The sequence below is a fragment of the Sphingomonas sp. CBMAI 2297 genome, from assembly GCF_029870595.1.
Classification (GTDB): Bacteria; Pseudomonadota; Alphaproteobacteria; order Sphingomonadales; family Sphingomonadaceae; genus Sphingomonas.
In genome coordinates, this window is sequence record NZ_JAPDIR010000004.1 from 77,656 (window position 1) to 96,363 (window position 18,708).

Below are 18,708 nucleotides of genomic sequence, written 5' to 3' on the forward strand. Positions count from 1 at the left end.
GACGCCAGCGCGCAAGCGCTGTCCGCCTTTGCCGGCGTGCCGCCGGCCCCCGCGTTATGTGATCGTCACCGCGCCAGAGGCCGAGACCTGCCAGGGCTCGGTGGAGCGAAGCGGAATAGAGCACGGTCGCACCGGTGGCGCGAAACGCTCTTTGCACTTGCTCCCTCACTGCCGCTTTGCGGTCATTCGGTCTGATGGCGGGCACCTCGAAAGCAGTCGTTTGGACGAACGATCGGATGACGGCTCTAGTCCCGATGCCGACAGTATCAAGCTGGGTCACCGTTGCGCCGTAGCGCCGAAACGTCACCAAGTTCTGAGACTTACCTGTTCGCAGCTTCAAGCGAATTGGGCGGCGCCAATAGGATGCAGCGGGCATAGCGAGCCCAGTTAACGGTGATACCAAATTAGACCCCGAATGACACAATCCCCAAGGTCCGTAGAAAAGCAGTACTTGGCTAAATCTTGAAGAACACTGCATACTGTCCTTAACGAGGATTAGTCGATATCCGGGGAGGGGGTTCATGGCGGACGGCGTCGAGCGCGAACTCGCGCAAATCTCGATCTACCTTGCGAAGCCGGAGACGAGTTTCGAGGGTGCGTTAGATTGGGATAAGGTGGTCAAGAAGGCGAAGTTCACTCAAGCTGATTTCAATGTTTCAGGAACACTGTGTCGCTTCGTCTATTTTGAGAGCGAGGCGCCCAAGGCAAATCCACCTTGGCTGGATTTCGCGAATGAGCAACTGGAAGCGCCAATCGTATTTGCGGGGATGAGCAGGAACGCCAACGCTCTGCTCGGTCTGACTATCGACGATCGGCAGCTTATCGCAGCATTCGGGCGTAGCGCTTCGGCCTTGCTCCAACGTAAGCAGCTTGAGCGTGACTTCGGTATTCGAACCGCAATGAACCTGTGCGGGAACGAGGGCATTCGCCAAACCCGGACACAGAGTCACTCGCTCACGCCTACGTTGATCGACCGCCAGGTGGGGCAGCCAACGAACAGCTTTGTCTTTGGTCTCAGCGAGGCTGAGGACCTAAAATCGATGGCTGCACATCTGAAGGACAACCCTTTGATCACCCTTCAAGGTCGCGATCACCTGACATTCAAGGGCATGGGAAGCGAGAAGCTGACGTGGGAGAAGCTGATCGAGCATTGCGAAAGCTTCCTCACCGCCTACGCGAAGGACGACTTCGCCAAGCTCTTTCCTAACTACCGAAACTTCAAACCCGCCGCTGACGAAGACGTCGAACTGCTGGACGCAGAGCTACTGAAAGTTCTCCAGGCAGGTGATGTTGATCAGATCATGCTTTGGATTCCGGAGTTCCTTGCCGCTGAGGAATTCAGCTTCTCCTACAGCGACCATGAGGTCACAGAAAATCATATCTATGCGCATCTGGACCCCGTTCAGCTCAAAGCGGCCTTGAAGCTCGGCCAGCTCACAATCAAGAAACTGCACAACAAGCGAATCTGGGCATATTCGCACGTCGACGAGCGTGTACTCTCGAACAAGTGGTGGTCCCTGTACGATTGCATCATCTTCGAGCATAAACTCGGTAAGCGGCACTTCATCCTGACCGATGGTGAATGGAAGATTGTCGCCGGTGACTTCTACAAGAGTGTAGTTGATTTCGTAGCCAAGGAGGTTCGCCAGGAACCGGCCGAGGCTCTCTATATCGACATCCCTATTTTTGATCCCAAGCAAGGGAAGAACCGGGAAGGCATCTTCAACGACGAGGCTTGCAAGCGGCGGCCGAAGAGTATCAAGTTCGATACGGCTAAATTGCGGATTGGTAGCAGTCGAAAGGATAAGGAGTTCTGTGACATTCTCGACCTCACCGACGACGGGGTGATGCGAATTGTAAATGCAAGCCCTATGGCGGCTCGTCATCGATTAGCTACCTGTTCGCACAGACCCGCTTCTACTGCGAAAGTTTCGTACGCGATCAGGCGTTTCTCGGCGAGATTCGCAAGCATATCGGCACATCCGCATCTCCCTCCAAGCAAAACTACTTGGACCACATCCCGGAGCATATGAAGGATAATTCCGGGGACCGGTATCGTGTGTGCCTATGGATACTGTGTGATAAAAAGAAGAAGCTGCCGACTGCTTCCGAGCTCCCCTTCATGGCCCAGTATGAGCTGAAACTGCTGCACGATCAGCTCCAGCACATCTGCAAGTACCAAGATATCGTTCTGCGCTTTGTTCCAGTAGAGACCAAGCCGTATATGAAAGCTGTCGCGGCGACCAAGCCGAAGAAGCCGTCAGCGCCGGATCTCGGCCTTCAGCTCTAATACGAACCGATAGTGCCTGCTGGCTCGTGAGTTGAGGGCGCTTCGACGGCCCGCCCTCGGGCAGCGTTCAACTCAGGCGCGGACCTTGTATCTGTGGCTAAACGTCAGCGCGCGTCACAATCGTTCGTGCATCGGCCCAAATCATGAAGCGGCGCGATACGCCATCGATCCTCCACCAGCGTCCCGCCCCGCCTCCCCGGCCCCCACTAGCGCCTCGCTCGGCTCCCAACTAGGCATTGGCGCGGAGGAGATGGACTCGATGGTGACGAGAACCACGACCGCTGATAGCAACGCCATCGTGTCGCTCGCCTTCTGGCTGGACCTGCGCCGCTACGGCGCGATGCTGAACGAAGCCCGTTTCGACCCCACGTGCCCGGAGGCGAAGGCCGCGTTGGGACGACTTCGCCGTTTCCAAGAGGTCGTGGCGGCCCATAGCCGCACCACGTTTCCGACCCTTGTCATTAACGACGGGGTGGTCGCTTATCGCGACGTTGGCCTGACCGTCACGGACCGCGTCTGGCCCTTCGTAGAGCGATGCTGGAAACTGTATCAGGAAACCACCGACGCCGATCGGAGGCTGGGAGGGCACGGTTTGAGGGGAGTGCTGGCGGCAGGAATGCGCGCGAAAGGAAGCAACCGCGGGATTCTTGCACAGAACGACGCCGTTGCCAGGATCATCGGCGACCTGGCCGACGGTCGGATCTCCCGCAGGGAGGCGGTCGGGGCGGCTTGGCGGGTCCGACGTGTAAACGACATCGTACCGCAGTTGCAGGCAAACTTTGCGTTCTCTCGGGCCTATACAGCGGAGCAGGGTGCGAGGAAGGGAAAGCTGGAGGGATCTCGCTTCTATCTCGAGACCAAGGTGCTGCGTGCAGGCGTGCCCGGTTGGCTGACCACGGGCGATCCTATTGAGTGGGAGCCTTCGGTCGATTGGCTGTCCACGCTCTCGACCACCTTCGTTGAGGTGCAGGCAGTCGCAGAATCACCAGACCGTGAGACCGCCTTTCGTACTGGCCGCGAGATGCTGGCTTCGCTTCGGATGGATTGACTCGCGCGCAGGTACTTGCCGGCCGCCTCCCCGCGAATTCACGTCACGACTGTCTAATGCACCAAGCGCAGGCCTATTGGCTTCTGGACAATGCCATAGTCCCCCAGCCCTGCCCGCACAGCGTCGCGAACGTAGGACGGGCACAGATGCGCGTAGTGCTTGCGCGTTATCCGCTCGTCGGCATGGCCAAGCGCTTCCGCAATGACTGCCATCGGCACGCCGGCCATCGCCAACCGGGATCCGTAGGTATGCCGAAGGATGTGGAACCCCGCAGGCTCCACGCCCGCCGCCTCGCACGTATCGCGCATCGGCCTGATCTGGTGCGAGGTACCGAGCTCGCGGTCATGCTGGTTCAGGAAGACGAGCTGGTCGGTCCTCTTGCCCATGCACAGTCCACGGAAGAGCTGGATGCCCTCATCGCTCAGGTGCACGAAGCGGGGCCTGCCGCTCTTGGTGTCCGGGAACGTCAGCACACCGCTCATCAAGTCGACATCGCGGACGCGCACGCGGTGGATTTCGGACCAGCGCGCGCCCGTTAGCAACGCGGCCTGGATCAGCGGCCGGAACCAGTCGGGCGCATGCTCGACCAGCCGGTGGATCTCGGGCCCGGTGAAGTATCGAATGCGAGGCGCGCTCACCTTGGCGTACGGCTTCACCCGGCGCCAGGCGGTGTCATCGGCGACCTTGCCCAGCGCGAACGCGCGGTTCAGCGCGGCGCGAAGCGGCGTGAACGCACGGTTGGCGTTCGCCTGCTGGACCCGCGCGGCATCGTCGCGGATAGGCCGCTCCTTGCGCACGCCCTTCTTGTTCGCGCGATAGACCGAGCGCCGAGCAGCGAGCTTCGCCATGAACTCGCGCAGTCGCTCAGTGGTGAGGTCGCTCACCTGCACATTCTTGAACTCGGGGCGCACCAGCCGGTCAATGACGTAGCGGGTCTTCTCGAGCGACTTGCCGGCGAAGTTGCCGATATAGTCATCGAGGGCATCCTCGACCGTGTAGCGCGGACGCCGCCTGCCGGCGTCGCGGTCCAACGCCTCGAACCAGTCGCGCGCCTTCCCTTGCGCGGCGGCGAAGCGCAGCACGTCGAAGGTCTCGCCGTCGAAGGCGTCGTCGGCGGGACCTAGGAGCAGCTGTTCACGCTTGCCGTCGGCGGTGCGGTACTTGGCGATCCAGATACCGCCCTTGGCGCCCTTGCGATAGCCGAGCGCCCTGCCCCGCGTCAGCGGGTGCCAATAGGGGGCGTGGCGCTTCGGCAGCAGTGCTCGCGCGCTCCTGCTGTCGAGCCGTTGGTTGCGAATGATGCGCGCCATGCTCAGCCTCACGGACTTACTGCAAATTTACTGCAAAACCGTAGCAGAATTGGGCTGGACGCGGAAGGACCGAAATCTCCATAACCGATTGAATTACAACGAATACATAGGCGTCCACCTGGACCGCCAGACCCCCATCCGGCCGTACTCTCACGGCGAAAACACGAGTTCGATTCTCGTAGGGGTCACCAGCGGCTGGAACGTGCCGTTCCCGCCATCCGGCGCACCGCCCTCCTCGCCTCTCAAAAACGCTGCTGGGTGCTCTGCGCGCCCTGCGCAATCCGATAATCGACCGGGCCGGCCATGGCCAGCGTCTGCTGCCAGACCTGTCCGGCATAGAGCCGCTTCGCCGGCAGCGTCACGCACACCGTCGGCCGCGCGGGATTGCACTGCCTTCCCTCATAGACCTCGACATTGCTGTTGCCGGCATTGCGCAGCGTCAGCACATTGCCGCTGCGCTCGCCGACGACGTTCACTGTCGGCCGCGCGGGACGATAGATGACGAGCACGTCATAGCCGATGAGCAGCTTCAACGCAGTGACCGGCGCGCTGACGGGCCCCGCCACGGGCTTGACGGCGACGCGGTAGATCCGGTCCGTCGCCCCGCGCGGCACGATCGCCGCGATGCGGATGAGCTTGTGCTCCCCGGGCTGCAGGATCAGCCGCTGCGGCGTGACGAGCAACCCGCCGATGCCGGGATCCGTGATCGGCGTCCTGGTTTCGCCCGGATGGCCCGGAGACACGATCTCGGCCGGCTCGACCGTCACATAGGAGACTTCGGTCCCGTCATTCCATATGTCGATGTCCTGCGCGATCGCGCCGGACGGCAATATGTCGACCACCGCCTGGCTGAGCACGATCCCGGCCCTGGCCGGCAGCGCGGCCAGCCCCATCGCCGCAAGCACGGCGAGAATGCGCGGGTTCGGGGAGAAATGCTTCAAGGTCGGCATTGGACGTCTCCGATTGCGGAATAGTCGTTCTGCGAGGGTTTCGCGTCGAGCGTTGCCCGGCATGTCCGGCCGTCGGTCGCGTGCACCATGATTTGCGCATTGCCCGGCGCCTGCAACTGGAAATAGCCCCGCATGTCGGTCGCGGCGACGGCGCCGTCGGCGACGATGTCGGCATTGGCGACGGGGCTGCCATCAGGCCATGTCAGCCGTCCGAACATCGCCAGGACCAGATTCGCCTTCCAGTCCAGCGCGGCGACCGTGCCCGGATAGACGTCGACCGATCGGGTCTGCGCGTCGAAACTGACCAGTTCGCTGCCGACCGGGCGGATCCGGACCTTGTATCGCCGATAGGGCGTGACCGCCAGGTTCAGATGCTCGCCCGTCCGGATCTCGCCGCGCGGCGCATCGTCGACCAGCACGACGAAGCGCGCGGCGCGGGCATTGCCGCGCACCCCCACGCTGATGACGCTGTCATTCTGGTCGCGCGCCCCGATATGGAACATCCCCCCGCCCGCCGCCAGCGCGGTCTGCGCGGTCAGGGCATATTGGCTGGCACCGCCCGTTCCTCCCATCCGGTGGACGAAGCTCGCCGAGGCAAAGCCGGTGGCATTGCGCTCGCTGGCCGAGGCCTGGAGCACGGTGCCGTCGCCGCTGTGCTGGACGGTGCCCGACGCATCGAACTCGCCGCCCAGCACCCCGCTGCGATGGATCGAGGCCGACACCTCCTCCACATCGTCCAGCCGGCGCTGCCGATCGCCGAGCCCGGTCTGGGCGCCAGTTTGCACGCTGAATGAGGATCTGTTTCCAAATACCTGTAATTGAAGTCCGAATGCGACAGATCGCCCATGGTTTGTAGCGGCATATGCGCCATTGAAGGTGAGCTGGAGCTGCCGGCGGCGCAGCACCGTCCATCGTACCATCGGGCCGATCGCATAGGATGTCGGGCGCCCTTCGTCATGGCGCAGATAGGCGCTGACGCCGATCTGCCCACCGCCGACGAAATAGGAGACATTTCCGATCGCCTGGGCAAAGTTCGCGCTAGCTCCCTGAAAACCCTGAATAATAGGATTGGCCGATGAGAAATTGTCATAGACATAGTCGGCAAGCGGGATCAGCGGCGCGCGATCGCGGCTGTGCACATAGCGCAAGTCGAAATTATAGCCGAATGCGCCCCCCGTCGTGGAGCCCGCCTGCCCGACAATGCCATAGTCGCCCGCGCTCGATCCCAGCACCGCGAGGCGCGTCTGGAAATTGGGGGCGAGATAGGTGATCCCGACCTCGGTCAGCGCCTTGCGGTCCGTCATCATCACGGTCGCGTCCCAGGCGATGGTGGGGCCGGCACGCCCGGCCAGCCCCGCCGTCAGCAGGGGCACGCGCGCGACGGACAGCCACTTGTCCTTCCGGTCCGCCGCCAGCAGGCCCGCATTGGCGAAGAAGGAAAGATGCCCCACCGGGGCAATGGCAGTGCTCTTGGTGAAGAAACGCCGCTCGATGCGCGTCGCCCCGCTCGCTTCCTGGACGCGGATCTCGACCGGATAGGAGCCGTCGGGCAGCGCGGCGGTGTCGAGCGTCTGGTTGCCGGCCTCGAAGCTGTGCGAGCTCACCAGCCGGCCCTCGACATAGATGTCGACGCGCGATCGCTGGCCCAGGAAGACGACGAGCGGGCTGCCGAACAGCTGCATCCGATCCGCCCGCGTGTCGAACTGCGAGGCGATGCCGACGCCGAGGATACGCCTGCGGCCCACCAGATCGGCACCGGGCGCATAGAACAGCCCCGCGCTGTACCGCGTGCCCGGCCGGTCGAGCTGGGCCGCGAGCGTATCGACATCGAGCCCGCGCCCGGACGAGACCGAAGCCTCGGAGACGAGGCGCGCATTCCCGGCGCCGATGATCGCGCGATTGTAGAAATTATAGTTGAGCGCCTGTCCGTCGCCGCCCGCAATGGCCCCGCCCACCACGTCGACGAAGGTCAGGCCCTTGCTATAGGGCTGGAGGAAGCGATCGGCAGTCACCGCGCGCACCGCCAGCAGGCGCGAATTCACATACAGATCGATGCGGAAGCGCCGCGGATCGAACACGATCGCGGCCGCTTCGGGCTTCGGGGCTTCGCAGGGGCTGGACGTGTCGGCGCACAGGAACCGCGCATTCGCATCCAGCACGCCGGTCAGGGCATGCGTGACGGCGCCGGCATCGGCGACATTCGGGATCGCCGCGACGACGCTCTCGGGGCGCGCGAACCGGACCTCTCCGGGCCGGGCCTCGACATCGAACTGCCCGATCCGGGTGCCGCCGAAAAAGACGTCGGCGACCAGCCTTTGCGTTTGCGCGAGCTCGGCGAAGTCGCTGGGCATCGCGGCCGTCACCATCACGGGCCTGGCCGGGCCTGCCGGCGAGGAAGTACCCCGTTCGACGCCGCCGACCTGCCGGTCGCCCTGCGCCGCTGCCGAGGGAATGGAACCGATGCCCGCCGCGGCCAGCAGCGAGAGCAGCGCACCGCCGATCGCGCGGCGCATCCGCATCAGTTCGCCGAGAGCATGATGGTGAGCGTGCCGCTATAGTTCCCGGCGGTGGCCGTGGTCAGCGCGGCACCGCGCAGGATGATGATGAGGCTTGAATTGGTGGTCTGGAGAATCGGACAGCTCAGCAGCGCCGTCTGCCCGGTCAGCGCCGTGCCCGATACGAGGTTGGTGCCCGAGCTCTGCCCGGCGGCGGAGCCGTTCCACTGGACTTCATAGGGCAGCACGCTCGCACCGCTGGCAAGCGTGAACGCGCCGCCGGCGCCGGATCCCGTCGCCGTCAGCGAATAGCGCCCTCCCAGCAGCCCGCTATAGGCGCACACCGACTGGCTCCGAATCTGATCGGCGCCGACATTGGCGATCGTGCCGAACGACACGTCGCTGAGCTGCGTTATCTGCACATTCTGGGCGCAAGCCGGCACGGGCATTGCCGCCAGGAGAATGGTTGCGAGCAACCCCGCCGCCACGGATCGGGAACGGGAGCGACCCTGCATGGCCGGACCCTCCCTGATCATCCAGGGGCTATTGCGGCGTCACCAGCAGGGTCAGCGTGCCCGTATAGCTGACTCCCGCCTCCATCCCCTGCAGGTTCGGCGCGGAAATCGAGACGATGAGGCTCGAGGTCGTCGCGGCGCCGGTGCTGCAGGTCGGGTTGGCGGCGGTCGTGGTCAGCCCGCCGAGCGCGGTTCCCGCGGTCAGCGCGCTGCCGCTGGTCTGCCCGGTGCTCGCCGCCCATTGCACGGAATAGGGCACGGTCAGCGAGCCGTTGGCGAGCGTGAACGCCCCACTGGTGCCACTGCCGGTCGCGGTGATGCTGTACCCCTTGGTCGCGGTGTTGCTCCAGACGCAATCGCTCTGCGAGCTGGTCGCCGCGGTGGCCGGATCGACGGCGGCGAAGGAGATGTCGGTCAGGCCGGTGATCTGCGCGCGATTCGCGACGCTCGCCGTAATGCTGACCGATCCCGTCGAAGTTGCGCCAAGCGTTCCCTGGGTGGAGGAAAATGCCGGCGGGCCCGCCGTCAGTGCCCCTGCCGCCGCGCACAAATATGCAGCCCGGCGGACGGTGATGGAAATCTTGCCGATATTGGTCGCCATCATACTCTACCTCGTTCCTGAGGTGCTACGAAAACTTCTCGTTTCTGGCGCCAGACTATAGAATCCGGATTAAGCTATCGTCGCTCCGCGATCTCGGTAAAATCCGTATTATCAGGATAGTTAGCGCCGGAATGAGAATCCCGGCCGCCACCGCGCCCGCGCATGGCCTCGCCGCACCATGGCATTCATAAGCCCCCGGATTCCGCCGCCGGCGCCTGCCATGGGAATAGCGTAATTTACGGCATGCCCGCCCGGGATCGACGAACGGCGAACACACTGGACCGGAGCCCCCGCGATCGCCCCCGCGCCACGAGAAAAATTGCGACACATTCATCGGCGGAATAGTACCGATCCGGAGGAAATTGCCGGAAAATCAAGAGCTGGACGGGTTCCGAACCTTCCCAACTTTGATACATATTTGCACCTAGACCGGTAGCTTCATTGCGCGTCTAATATCGCAGGAACAACCTGACAGCACGAAAGGTGCGCTGGTGACAGGCTTCAAGCTGACCCCGCTCCGCTGGCGCGCCATCGGCATCGTCCTTGTCCTGCTTCTGGTCATATTCGCGGCATGGCGGTGGAACGCGTCCCGCGAAGGCGCGCCGGGCGGGCGGCACCGCGGCGGCGCGGGCCAGCCGATCACGGTGGGCGTCGCCCATGTCGGGCGGATCGACATGCCGATCCGCCTGGCCGCGATCGGCACCGTCCAGCCGCTGACCACCGCCACGGTGCGCACCCAGATCGCCGGCACGCTGTTCAGCCTGCACTTCACCGAGGGGCAGATGGTGGCGAAGGGGCAGCTCATCGCCCAGATCGACCCGCGCCCGTACAAGCTCGCGCTCGCCCAGGCGCGCGCCAACCTCGCCCGCGACCTGGCCCAGCGCGACATGGCCGCGACCGACCTCAAGCGCTACCAGGGATTGCTGGCGCAGGATTCGATCGCGCGCCAGCAGGTCGAGACCCAGGCTGCGACGCTCAAGCAGCTGGACGGCACCATCGGCGCCGACCGCGCGGCGATCGGCACGGCCGCGCTCAACCTCGCCTATACTTCGATCCGCGCGCCGGTGAGCGGGCGGATCGGCCTGCGCCAGGTCGATATCGGCAATTACGTGACGCCTTCGGACACGACGGGGCTGGCGGTGATCACCCAGATCGATCCGATCGACGTTACCTTCTCCCTGCCCCAGAACCAGATCGCGACGCTGCAGGCGCGGCTGGCGAGCGGCGGCGACATGCCCGTCAACGCCACCGATTCCACCGGCGCGTCCACGCTCGCCCAGGGCCGTTTCCTGACGCTCGACAACCAGATCGACCCGACCAGCGGCACGGTGAAGGCGAAGGCACGCTTCGGCAATGGGGGCGGCGCGCTCTTCCCGAGCCAGTTCGTCAACGTCTCGGCCGAGATCGGCACCGTACATCAGGGGCTCGCCGTGCCGGTCAATTCGGTGCGGCACGGCGCGAACGGCGATTTCGTCTTCGTGATCCAGCCCGATCGCACGGTGAAGCTCACGCTGGTGAAGCTGGGGCCGAGCGACGGCACCAACATCATCGTCGCCAGCGGGCTTCCGCAGGGCGCGATGGTGGTGACGGACGGGGCCGATACCCTGGATGACGGCGCCAGCGTCACGCTGCCGGGCAAGCAGGGCACCGGCGGCGGCAGGGGCGGCACGGGCCAGCCTGGCGGCGGGCACAGGCACCGGCACGGCGCGGGCCAGTGAGCGCGGACGAACAGCCCGGCCCGGTCGAGCGGGCGGGCCCCTGGCACGTCTTCATCCTGCGGCCGGTGGCGACCACGCTGCTGGCGGTGGCCGTGCTGCTCGCCGGGCTGGTCGCCTATCGCGTGCTGCCGCTGTCCGCGCTGCCCGAAGTCGATTACCCGACGATCGAGGTGCGCACCCTCTATCCCGGCGCCAGCCCGGACGTGATGGCGCTCACGGTCACCAGCCCGCTCGAGCGCCAGTTCGGCCAGATGGCGGGCCTGGCGCGGATGTCGTCGCAATCCTCGGCCGGCGCTTCGGTGATCACGCTCCAGTTCAAGCTCGACCTGTCGCTCGACGTCGCCGAGCAGGAAGTGCAGGCGGCGATCAACGCGGCGGGCACCTTGCTCCCGTCGGACCTCCCCGCCCCGCCCATCTACGCCAAGGTCAATCCCGCCGACGCGCCGATCGTGACGCTGGGCCTGACTTCGCGCACGCGAACCCTGGCCCAGATCGAGGATCTGGCCGACCAGCGCCTCGCCGCCAAGATCTCCCAGATGAGCGGCGTCGGCCTGGTGACGCTGTCGGGCGGCCAGCGGCCGGCGGTGCGCATCCAGGCCAATGTCCAGGCGCTGGCGTCGTACGGGCTCTCCACGGAGACGCTGCGCGCCGCGATCACCGCCGCGAACGCCAATGCCGCCAAGGGCAGCTTCGACGGACCCACCCGCTCCTGGTCGATCGACGGCAACGACCAGCTCGGCACGGCGCAGGAATATCGCGACCTGATCGTCGCCTGGCGCAACAATGCGCCGGTCAAGCTGAGCGACGTGGCGAATGTAGTCGATTCGACCGAGAATGTGCGCCTCGCCGCCTGGATGAACCGCACGCCGGCGGTGATCGTCGACGTCCAGCGCCAGCCCGGCGCCAATGTGATCGCGACGGTGGACGCGATCAAGGCGACGCTGCCCGCGCTCGAGGCCCAGCTTCCGCCCGACGTGCACGTGACCCTGCTCACCGATCGCACCGCCGGCATCCGCGCCTCGGTGGCGGACGTGCAGATTGAGCTCGCCTTCGCGGTCGTGCTGGTCACGCTGGCGATGTTCCTGTTCCTGGGCAGCCCGCGCGCCACCTTCGTCGCCAGCCTCGCCGTGCCGCTCTCGCTCGTCGGCGCCTTCGCCGCGATGTACCAGCTCGGCTATTCGATCAACAATCTGACGCTGATGGCGATGACGATCGCGGCGGGCTTCGTGGTCGACGACGCGATCGTCGTCATCGAGAACATCCAGCGCCATATCGAGGAAGGCGACACGCCGCTCCAGGCGGCGCTCAAGGGATCGGGCGAGATCGGCTTCACGATCGTTTCGCTCACCGTCAGCCTGATCGCGGCGCTGGTGCCGCTGCTGTTCATGGGCGACGTGGTCGGCCGGCTCTTCCGCGAGTTCGCCGTGACGCTGTCGGTGACGATCGTGATCTCGGCCGGCGTCGCGCTCACGCTGGTGCCGATGCTTTCGGGCCGCTGGCTGCGGCGCGAATCGGAGGAACATCTCATTGCCCCGGTCCGCTGGTCGCTCGCGACGTTCGACCGGGTGGCGCACGGCTATGCCCGCGGCCTCGCCTGGGTGCTGGAGCGCCAGCGGCTGGTGCTGCTGCTCTTCGCCGGCACGCTGGCGCTCACCGGGCTGCTCGCCTTCGCCATTCCGAAGGGGCTGTTCCCCGAACAGGATACCGGCCAGCTCCAGGCAGTGGTGGTCGGGCCGCAGGAAGCCTCGTTCGCGCGGATGCAGGCGATCCAGACCCAGGTGGCCGACGCGGTGCTGCGCGATCCCGACGTGGACAGCCTGAGCGGCAATGTCGGCGTGGACGGCGTCAACCCCTCGCTCAACCAGGGGCGGATGCTGATCAACCTGAAGCCCCAGTCCGAGCGCGGCAGCCAGGCCGCGCTGCTCGACCGGCTGGCGGAGCGCGTCCATGGCATCCCCGGCGTCCAGGTCTATTTCCGCCCGGTCCAGGATCTCACCATCGATTCTGAGGGCGGGCCGACGCGCTATCGCTTCGCGCTGCAGGGCGCGAACCAGGCGCAGGTCAACCAATGGGCGCAGCGGCTGACCGCGGCGCTGCGCCGCGAGCCCGCGCTCGCCAACGTCACGTCCGACGTGCTCGACCAGGGTCGGGCCGTGACGGTGACGATCGATCGCGAGAGCGCCGGGCGGCTGGGCATCAGCGCCTCGACGATCGACAGCGCGCTCTACGACGCGTTCGGCCAGCGCATCGTCTCGACGATCTTCACCGCCGCCAGCCAGTATCGGGTGATCCTGGAGAGCCAGCCCGGCATGCTCACCTCGCCGGACGCGCTGAACAGCCTCTATGTCCCCACCTCGAGCGGCACCTCGGTCCCGCTCGGCACGGTGGCGCGGTTCGACAAGGGCACCGCGCCGCTCCTCATCACGCGGGTCGGCCAGTTTCCCGCCGCGACGATCGGCTTCGATCCGGCGCCGGGCGTCTCGCTGGGCGCCGCGGTGGACGCCGTGGCGCGGGTGGAGGCGAAGATCCGCGTGCCCGCGTCGCTCGACACCCATTTCCAGGGCGCGGCGGAAGCGTTCCGCAGCTCGCTCGGCAACGAGTTCTGGCTGATCCTCGCCGCGGTGGTGATCGTCTATATCGTGCTGGGCGTGCTCTATGAGAGCTTCATCCACCCGCTCACCATCCTCTCCACCCTGCCCGCCGCCGCGGTGGGAGCGCTGCTCGCGCTGATCCTGTCGGGCGAGGGGCTGGGCGTGATCGGGATCATCGGCATCGTGCTGCTGATCGGCATCGTCAAGAAGAACGCGATCATGATGATCGACTTCGCGATCCGGGCCCAGCGCGAGGAAGGAATGGAGGCCGATGCCGCGATCCGCCAGGCGGCGCGGCTGCGCTTCCGCCCGATCCTGATGACCACCTTCGCCGCCCTGTTCGCCGCGCTGCCGATGATCTTCGGATCGGGCATGGGCTCCGAGCTGCGCCAGCCGCTCGGCCTCGCCATCGCGGGCGGGCTGATCGTCAGCCAGCTGCTCACCCTGTTCACCACGCCGGTGATCTTCCTGGCGTTCGAGCGGCTGGGTGCCCGCTTCGGCCGGGCCGGGCCGCCCGCGGAAGCACCGGCGGCGGCATGAACCTCTCCGCCCCCTTCATCCGCCGGCCGGTCGGCACGCTGCTGCTGACGCTCGGGCTGATGCTGGCCGGGGTGGCGGCGACGCTTTCAATCCCGGTATCGCCCCTGCCGCAGATCGACCTGCCGACGATCAGCGTCACCGCGACGCTGAACGGCGCCAGCCCGTCGAACATGGCCTCCAGCGTCGCCGCGCCCCTGGAGAAGCGGCTGGGCACGATCGCGGGGGTGACGCAGATGACATCCGCCTCGTCCACCGGATCGACGCGGATCACGCTGCAATTCGACCTGAGCCGCGACATCGACGGTGCCGCGCGCGACGTGCAGGCGGCGATCAACGCGGCCCGCGCCGACCTGCCGGCGACGCTGCGCACCAACCCCACCTATCGCAAGGTCAATCCCGCCGACGCGCCGATCATGATCCTGGCGCTCACGTCGGACCGGCGCAGCCCCGCCGAGATCTTCGACACCGTCTCCGCCATCGTGCAGCAGCGCCTGCTCCAGGTGGAGGGCGTGGGCGATGTCGAGCTGGGCGGCGCGGCGCTCCCCTCTGTGCGGGTCGACGTCAATCCGCTCGCCGTGGCCCGCTACGGCATCCCGCTCGAGGACGTGCGCGCGGCCCTGTCCGCCAGCGCCGCCAATCGCCCGCGCGGCCTGATCGAGGGATCGGGGCTGGCCTGGCAGATCTATGCCGACACGCCGGGCGTGCGCGCCGAGGATTTCCGCGACCTGCCCATCGCCAGCCGCAGCGGGACGCTGGTGCGGCTCCAGGACATCGCCAATGTCCATGACGGGCCCGAGGACGTGCGCACCATGGGCCTGTTCAACGGCCAGCGCGCCGTCATGGTGGTGATCACCCGCCAGCCGGGCGCCAACATCGTGGCGACCGTGAACGCCGTGAAGGCGGCCCTGCCCCGGCTCCAGGCGTCGATCCCCGCCGATGTGAAGCTCCATCTCGCCAGCGACCGCACCACCACGATCCGCGCCTCGTTGCGCGAAGTGGAGATCACCCTGCTGATCGCCACGCTGCTGGTGGTGGGGGTGGTGAGCCTGTTCCTGCGCTCGCTGCGCGCCACGCTGGTGCCCGCCATGGCCGTGCTCACCTCGCTGCTCGGCACGGTGGCGGTGATCTACATGCTGGGCTTCTCGCTCAACAACCTCTCGCTGATGGCGCTCACCGTGGCGACCGGCTTCGTCGTCGACGACGCCATCGTGGTGGTGGAGAACATCGCCCGCCATATCGAGCGCGGGATGAAGCCGGTGCAGGCCGCGCTCACCGGCGCGCGCGAAGTGGGTTTCACCGTGCTCTCGATCTCGGCGAGCCTGATCGCGGTGTTCATCCCGCTGCTGTTCATGGGCGGCGTGGTCGGGCGGCTGTTCCGCGAGTTCGCGGTGACCATGTCGGTGGCGGTCGCGATCAGCCTGGTGATCTCGCTCACCGCCACGCCGATGCTCGCCGCGCTAGTGCTGCGCCGCGAGGAACGCACGCCCCGCTTCGCGCAATGGTTCGAGCGCGGCTTCGAGCATGTGCGCGCACGCTATTCCCACGGGCTCGACCGCGCCCTCGCGCATCGCGGCATCACGCTGGCGCTGCTCGCCGCGACGGTCGCGCTCAACGTTGCGCTGATCGTCCAGGCGCCCAAGGGCCTGTTCCCCGAACAGGATACCGGCTCGCTGATGGGCGGCGTGCATGTCGACCAGAGCATGTCGTTCAGCGCGGTGCAGTCCCGGCTGATCCAGATCGTCGGGATGGTGAAGCGCGATCCCGCGGTGGCCGATGTCGTGGCCTTTACCGGCGGCTCGCGCACGGGCGGCGCGTTCCTGTTCATCATGCTGAAGCAGGGCAAGCGCGATCCCGCCCGCACGGTGATCAACCGGCTGCGCCCCCAGCTCGGCCGGGTCACCGGCGTCACCGCCTTCCTCAACCCGGTGCAGGACCTGCAGACCGGCGGCCGCAGCGCCAACAGCAGCTATCAATATACACTCCAGGCCAACGACCCCGTCACGCTGCGCGCGGCCGGCACCAAGCTGGTGGAGCTGATGAAGCGCGAGCCCCAGACCTTCACCGATGTCGATATCGACCAGCAGGACGGCGGCTCCGAGACCTATCTCACGGTCGACCGCGTCGCCGCGGCACGGCTGGGGATCACCAACCAGGCGATCGACAACGCCCTGTACGATGCCTTTGGCCAGCGCCAGGCAGTGACGCTCTATTCGGGGCTCAACCAATATCATGTCGTGCTGGGCGTCGCGCCCGAATTCAGCACCTCGCCCGAGGCATTGAACGGCACCTATGTTCCCGCCGGCGCGGGCAGCGCGGCGGCGGCGGCGGGCTCCGTGCCGGTGTCGACCACGGGCGCGGGCCGCGATGCCTCGACGGGCAATGCAGTGAACACCACGCCCGCCACGATCGTGCCGATCTCCACCATCGCGCGCTGGCAGAACAACTCGACCCCGGCGATCGTGAACCATCAGGGCGGCGAGCCCTCGGCCACCGTCTCGTTCAACCTGCCGAACGGCGTCACGCTCGGCCAGGCGGCGGCGCGGCTGATCGCGATCCAGCGCGGCGCCGGGCTGCCCGCCACCGTGCATGGCGGCTTCGCCGGCAATGCCCAGCTGCTCCAGCAATCCATGGGATCGATGCCGCTGCTGATCCTCGCCGCGCTGGTCGCCATCTATCTGGTGCTCGGCATCCTCTACGAAAGCGCGATCCACCCGATCACCATCCTCTCGACCATCCCCTCGGCCGGCGTCGGCGCGGTGGTGGCGCTGATGCTGGCGGGAATGCAGCTCGACGTGATCGGGCTGATCGCGATCATCCTGCTGATCGGTATCGTCAAGAAGAACGCGATCCTGATCATCGACTTCGCGCTGGACGCCGAGCGCGGGCGCGGCCTCGCTCCGGTCGACGCCATCCGCGAGGCGGCGCTGCAGCGCTTCCGCCCGATCGTGATGACCACCCTCGCGGCGGCGCTGGGCGCGCTGCCGCTGGCGATCGGCTTCGGCGAGGGCGCGGAGATGCGCCAGCCGCTGGGCGTCGCCATCGTCGGCGGGCTGGTCGCCGCGCAATTCCTGACCCTGTTCACCACACCGGTGGTGTTCCTCGCCCTCGACCGGTTCCGCCGCCGCAGCCCGCACGAGCGGCTGCTGGCACGGCACGACCCGGGCGACCCCGGACTGGAGCCCGCATGACCCGAACCCGCCCCCTGCTCGCCCTGCCCGCGCTCGCCGCGACGCTGCTCTCCGGGTGCAACCTGGCGCCGCCCTACGCGCGGCCGAGCACCGCCACCGTCCCGGCGAGCTTCAAGGAAGCGCCGGGATGGCGCCCCGCCACCCCTTCGGATGCCATGGCCAAGGGCGAATGGTGGACGATGTTCGGCGATCCCGTGCTCGACGATCTCGAGCGGCGGGTGATCGTCTCCAACCAGAATCTCGCCGCGGCCAAGGCCACCTATGACGCGGCCCGGGCGCTGGTGCGCGAGCAGCGTGCCGCCGCGCTCCCCACGGTCAGCCTGCAGGCCAATGCGAACGACAGCGGGGGGCTGGCGGCGAACAGCAGCATCAAGCCCGCGGGCTCGATCCAGCTCGGGCTGCAAGCGAGCTGGGAGCCCGATCTGTGGGGCAAGATCGGCAACACCGTGTCGCAGGCCCGGGCGCAGGCACAGGGGAGCGAGGCCGATCTCGCCAACGCCACGCTGTCGGCCCAGGCCGAGCTGGCGCTCGACTATGTCCAGCTGCGCGGGATCGAAGCCCAGAAAGTCGCGCTCGACGCGACGGTGGTGGATTATGAGCGCGCGCTCACCATCACCACCAATCTCTACAATGCCGGCGTATCGGCGCGCGCGGACGTGCTCCAGGCGGAGACCGCCCTGCGCAACGCGCGCGGCGATGCCGCCGACCTGATCCGCCAGCGCGCGCTGCTCGAACATGCGATCGCGGTGCTGGTGGGCGAGAATCCCTCCACCTTCTCGATCGCGCCCGCCGCGACCTGGAACCGCGCGGTGCCCGAAGTGCCCGCGATCCTGCCCGGCGAGCTGATCGAGCGCAGGCCCGACATCGCCTCGGCCGAGCGCGGCGTGGCGGCGGCCAATGCCAATATCGGCGTCCAGCGCGCCGCCTTCTTCCCCACGATCGGGCTCACCGGCCAGATCGGGCAGCAATCCTCCGCGCTCGGCGCATTGTTCGGAGTGGCGAGCAGCGCCTGGTCGCTGGGGCTCACCGGCGCGCTGACCTTGCTCGATTTCGGCGCGCGCACGGCCAAGGTCGATCAGGCGCGCGCGCAATATGCCCAGACGGTGGCGGCGTATCGCCAGGCCGTGCTCACGGCCTTTCAGCAGGTGGAGGATCAGCTCGCCGCCGTGCGCGTGCTCGATACCGTCGCGACCGAGCGCGCGGCGGCCGCCACCGCCGCCAATGCGGCCGAGCGGATCGCGCGCAACCAATATGGGGCGGGCACGGTCGCCTATTCGAGCGTGATCGTGGCACAGAACACCGCGCTGGCGGCGCGCAACACCGATATCCTCGCCGTGGTCAACCGGCAGGTTGCCGCCGTCTCGCTGGTCCAGGCGATCGGCGGCGGCTGGCATGCGCCCGATCCGCGCACGCCGCTGCCCCGCTGACCGCACCCTCGCCGGCACGGCAAGGGTGCGGGCCG

11 protein-coding genes and 1 pseudogene are annotated in these 18,708 nt (G+C 66.7%); 7 read left to right on the forward strand and 5 right to left on the reverse strand.

Annotated features, from left to right (window positions below; genetic code table 11):
• Positions 1-521: 521 nt before the first annotated feature.
• From OMP43_RS07290 to OMP43_RS07300, 3 genes and pseudogenes are all read left to right on the forward strand, one after another.
• A pseudogene (locus tag OMP43_RS07290) lies at positions 522-1,826 on the forward strand (DUF6119 family protein); the annotation flags it as partial.
• Between the two features lie 71 nt (positions 1,827-1,897).
• A complete protein-coding gene (locus OMP43_RS07295; RefSeq protein WP_348538597.1) occupies positions 1,898-2,290 on the forward strand; it encodes a DUF6119 family protein in 393 nt (130 codons plus the stop codon).
• 259 nt (positions 2,291-2,549) lie between these two features.
• Positions 2,550-3,338, forward strand: a complete 789-nt coding sequence (locus OMP43_RS07300) for a hypothetical protein (RefSeq protein ID WP_280279064.1) — start codon at positions 2,550-2,552, stop codon at positions 3,336-3,338.
• Positions 3,339-3,391: 53 nt separating this feature from the next.
• On the opposite strand, the gene OMP43_RS07305 is transcribed toward OMP43_RS07300, so the two are convergent.
• From OMP43_RS07305 to OMP43_RS07325, 5 genes are all read right to left on the reverse strand, one after another.
• A complete protein-coding gene (locus OMP43_RS07305) occupies positions 3,392-4,648 on the reverse strand; it encodes a site-specific integrase (RefSeq protein WP_280279065.1) in 1,257 nt (418 codons plus the stop codon).
• Positions 4,649-4,890: 242 nt separating this feature from the next.
• Positions 4,891-5,598, reverse strand: a complete 708-nt coding sequence (locus OMP43_RS07310; protein WP_280279066.1) for a hypothetical protein — start codon at positions 5,596-5,598, stop codon at positions 4,891-4,893.
• Positions 5,586-8,117 (reverse strand): TcfC E-set like domain-containing protein, encoded by a 2,532-nt coding sequence (locus OMP43_RS07315; RefSeq protein ID WP_280279067.1) that lies wholly within the window; start codon positions 8,115-8,117, stop codon positions 5,586-5,588. Before OMP43_RS07315 ends, OMP43_RS07310 begins: the two co-directional genes overlap by 13 nt.
• Positions 8,117-8,569, reverse strand: a complete 453-nt coding sequence (locus OMP43_RS07320; protein ID WP_280279068.1) for a hypothetical protein — start codon at positions 8,567-8,569, stop codon at positions 8,117-8,119. The genes OMP43_RS07315 and OMP43_RS07320 overlap by 1 nt, the downstream gene beginning before the upstream one ends.
• 67 nt (positions 8,570-8,636) lie before the next feature.
• Positions 8,637-9,209, reverse strand: a complete 573-nt coding sequence (locus tag OMP43_RS07325) for a hypothetical protein (RefSeq protein ID WP_280279069.1) — start codon at positions 9,207-9,209, stop codon at positions 8,637-8,639.
• A 491-nt stretch (positions 9,210-9,700) separates the two neighbouring features.
• On the opposite strand from OMP43_RS07325, the gene OMP43_RS07330 reads away from it, so the two are divergent.
• Genes OMP43_RS07330 through OMP43_RS07345 form a run of 4 tightly spaced genes read left to right on the forward strand, consistent with a single transcriptional unit; the run spans position 9,701 to position 18,673 of the window.
• Complete coding sequence (locus OMP43_RS07330; protein ID WP_280279070.1) at positions 9,701-10,927, forward strand: efflux RND transporter periplasmic adaptor subunit; 1,227 nt, start codon at positions 9,701-9,703, stop codon at positions 10,925-10,927.
• Complete coding sequence (locus OMP43_RS07335; protein ID WP_280279071.1) at positions 10,924-14,058, forward strand: efflux RND transporter permease subunit; 3,135 nt, start codon at positions 10,924-10,926, stop codon at positions 14,056-14,058. The genes OMP43_RS07330 and OMP43_RS07335 overlap by 4 nt, the downstream gene beginning before the upstream one ends.
• Positions 14,055-17,246, forward strand: a complete 3,192-nt coding sequence (locus OMP43_RS07340) for an efflux RND transporter permease subunit (RefSeq protein ID WP_280279072.1) — start codon at positions 14,055-14,057, stop codon at positions 17,244-17,246. The genes OMP43_RS07335 and OMP43_RS07340 overlap by 4 nt, the downstream gene beginning before the upstream one ends.
• A complete protein-coding gene (locus tag OMP43_RS07345) occupies positions 17,243-18,673 on the forward strand; it encodes an efflux transporter outer membrane subunit (RefSeq protein WP_280279073.1) in 1,431 nt (476 codons plus the stop codon). The genes OMP43_RS07340 and OMP43_RS07345 overlap by 4 nt, the downstream gene beginning before the upstream one ends.
• Positions 18,674-18,708 lie beyond the last annotated feature (35 nt).

Excerpts from the sequence above, each read along its gene's own strand:
- OMP43_RS07300 (WP_280279064.1), top strand. The coding sequence starts at position 2,550 with ATGGTGACGAGAACCACGACCGCTGATAGCAACGCCATCGTGTCGCTC.
- OMP43_RS07305 (WP_280279065.1), bottom strand. The coding sequence starts at position 4,648 with ATGGCGCGCATCATTCGCAACCAACGGCTCGACAGCAGGAGCGCGCGA.
- OMP43_RS07310 (WP_280279066.1), bottom strand. The coding sequence starts at position 5,598 with ATGCCGACCTTGAAGCATTTCTCCCCGAACCCGCGCATTCTCGCCGTG.
- OMP43_RS07315 (WP_280279067.1), bottom strand. The coding sequence starts at position 8,117 with ATGCGGATGCGCCGCGCGATCGGCGGTGCGCTGCTCTCGCTGCTGGCC.
- OMP43_RS07325 (WP_280279069.1), bottom strand. The coding sequence starts at position 9,209 with ATGGCGACCAATATCGGCAAGATTTCCATCACCGTCCGCCGGGCTGCA.
- OMP43_RS07340 (WP_280279072.1), top strand. The coding sequence starts at position 14,055 with ATGAACCTCTCCGCCCCCTTCATCCGCCGGCCGGTCGGCACGCTGCTG.
- OMP43_RS07345 (WP_280279073.1), top strand. The coding sequence starts at position 17,243 with ATGACCCGAACCCGCCCCCTGCTCGCCCTGCCCGCGCTCGCCGCGACG.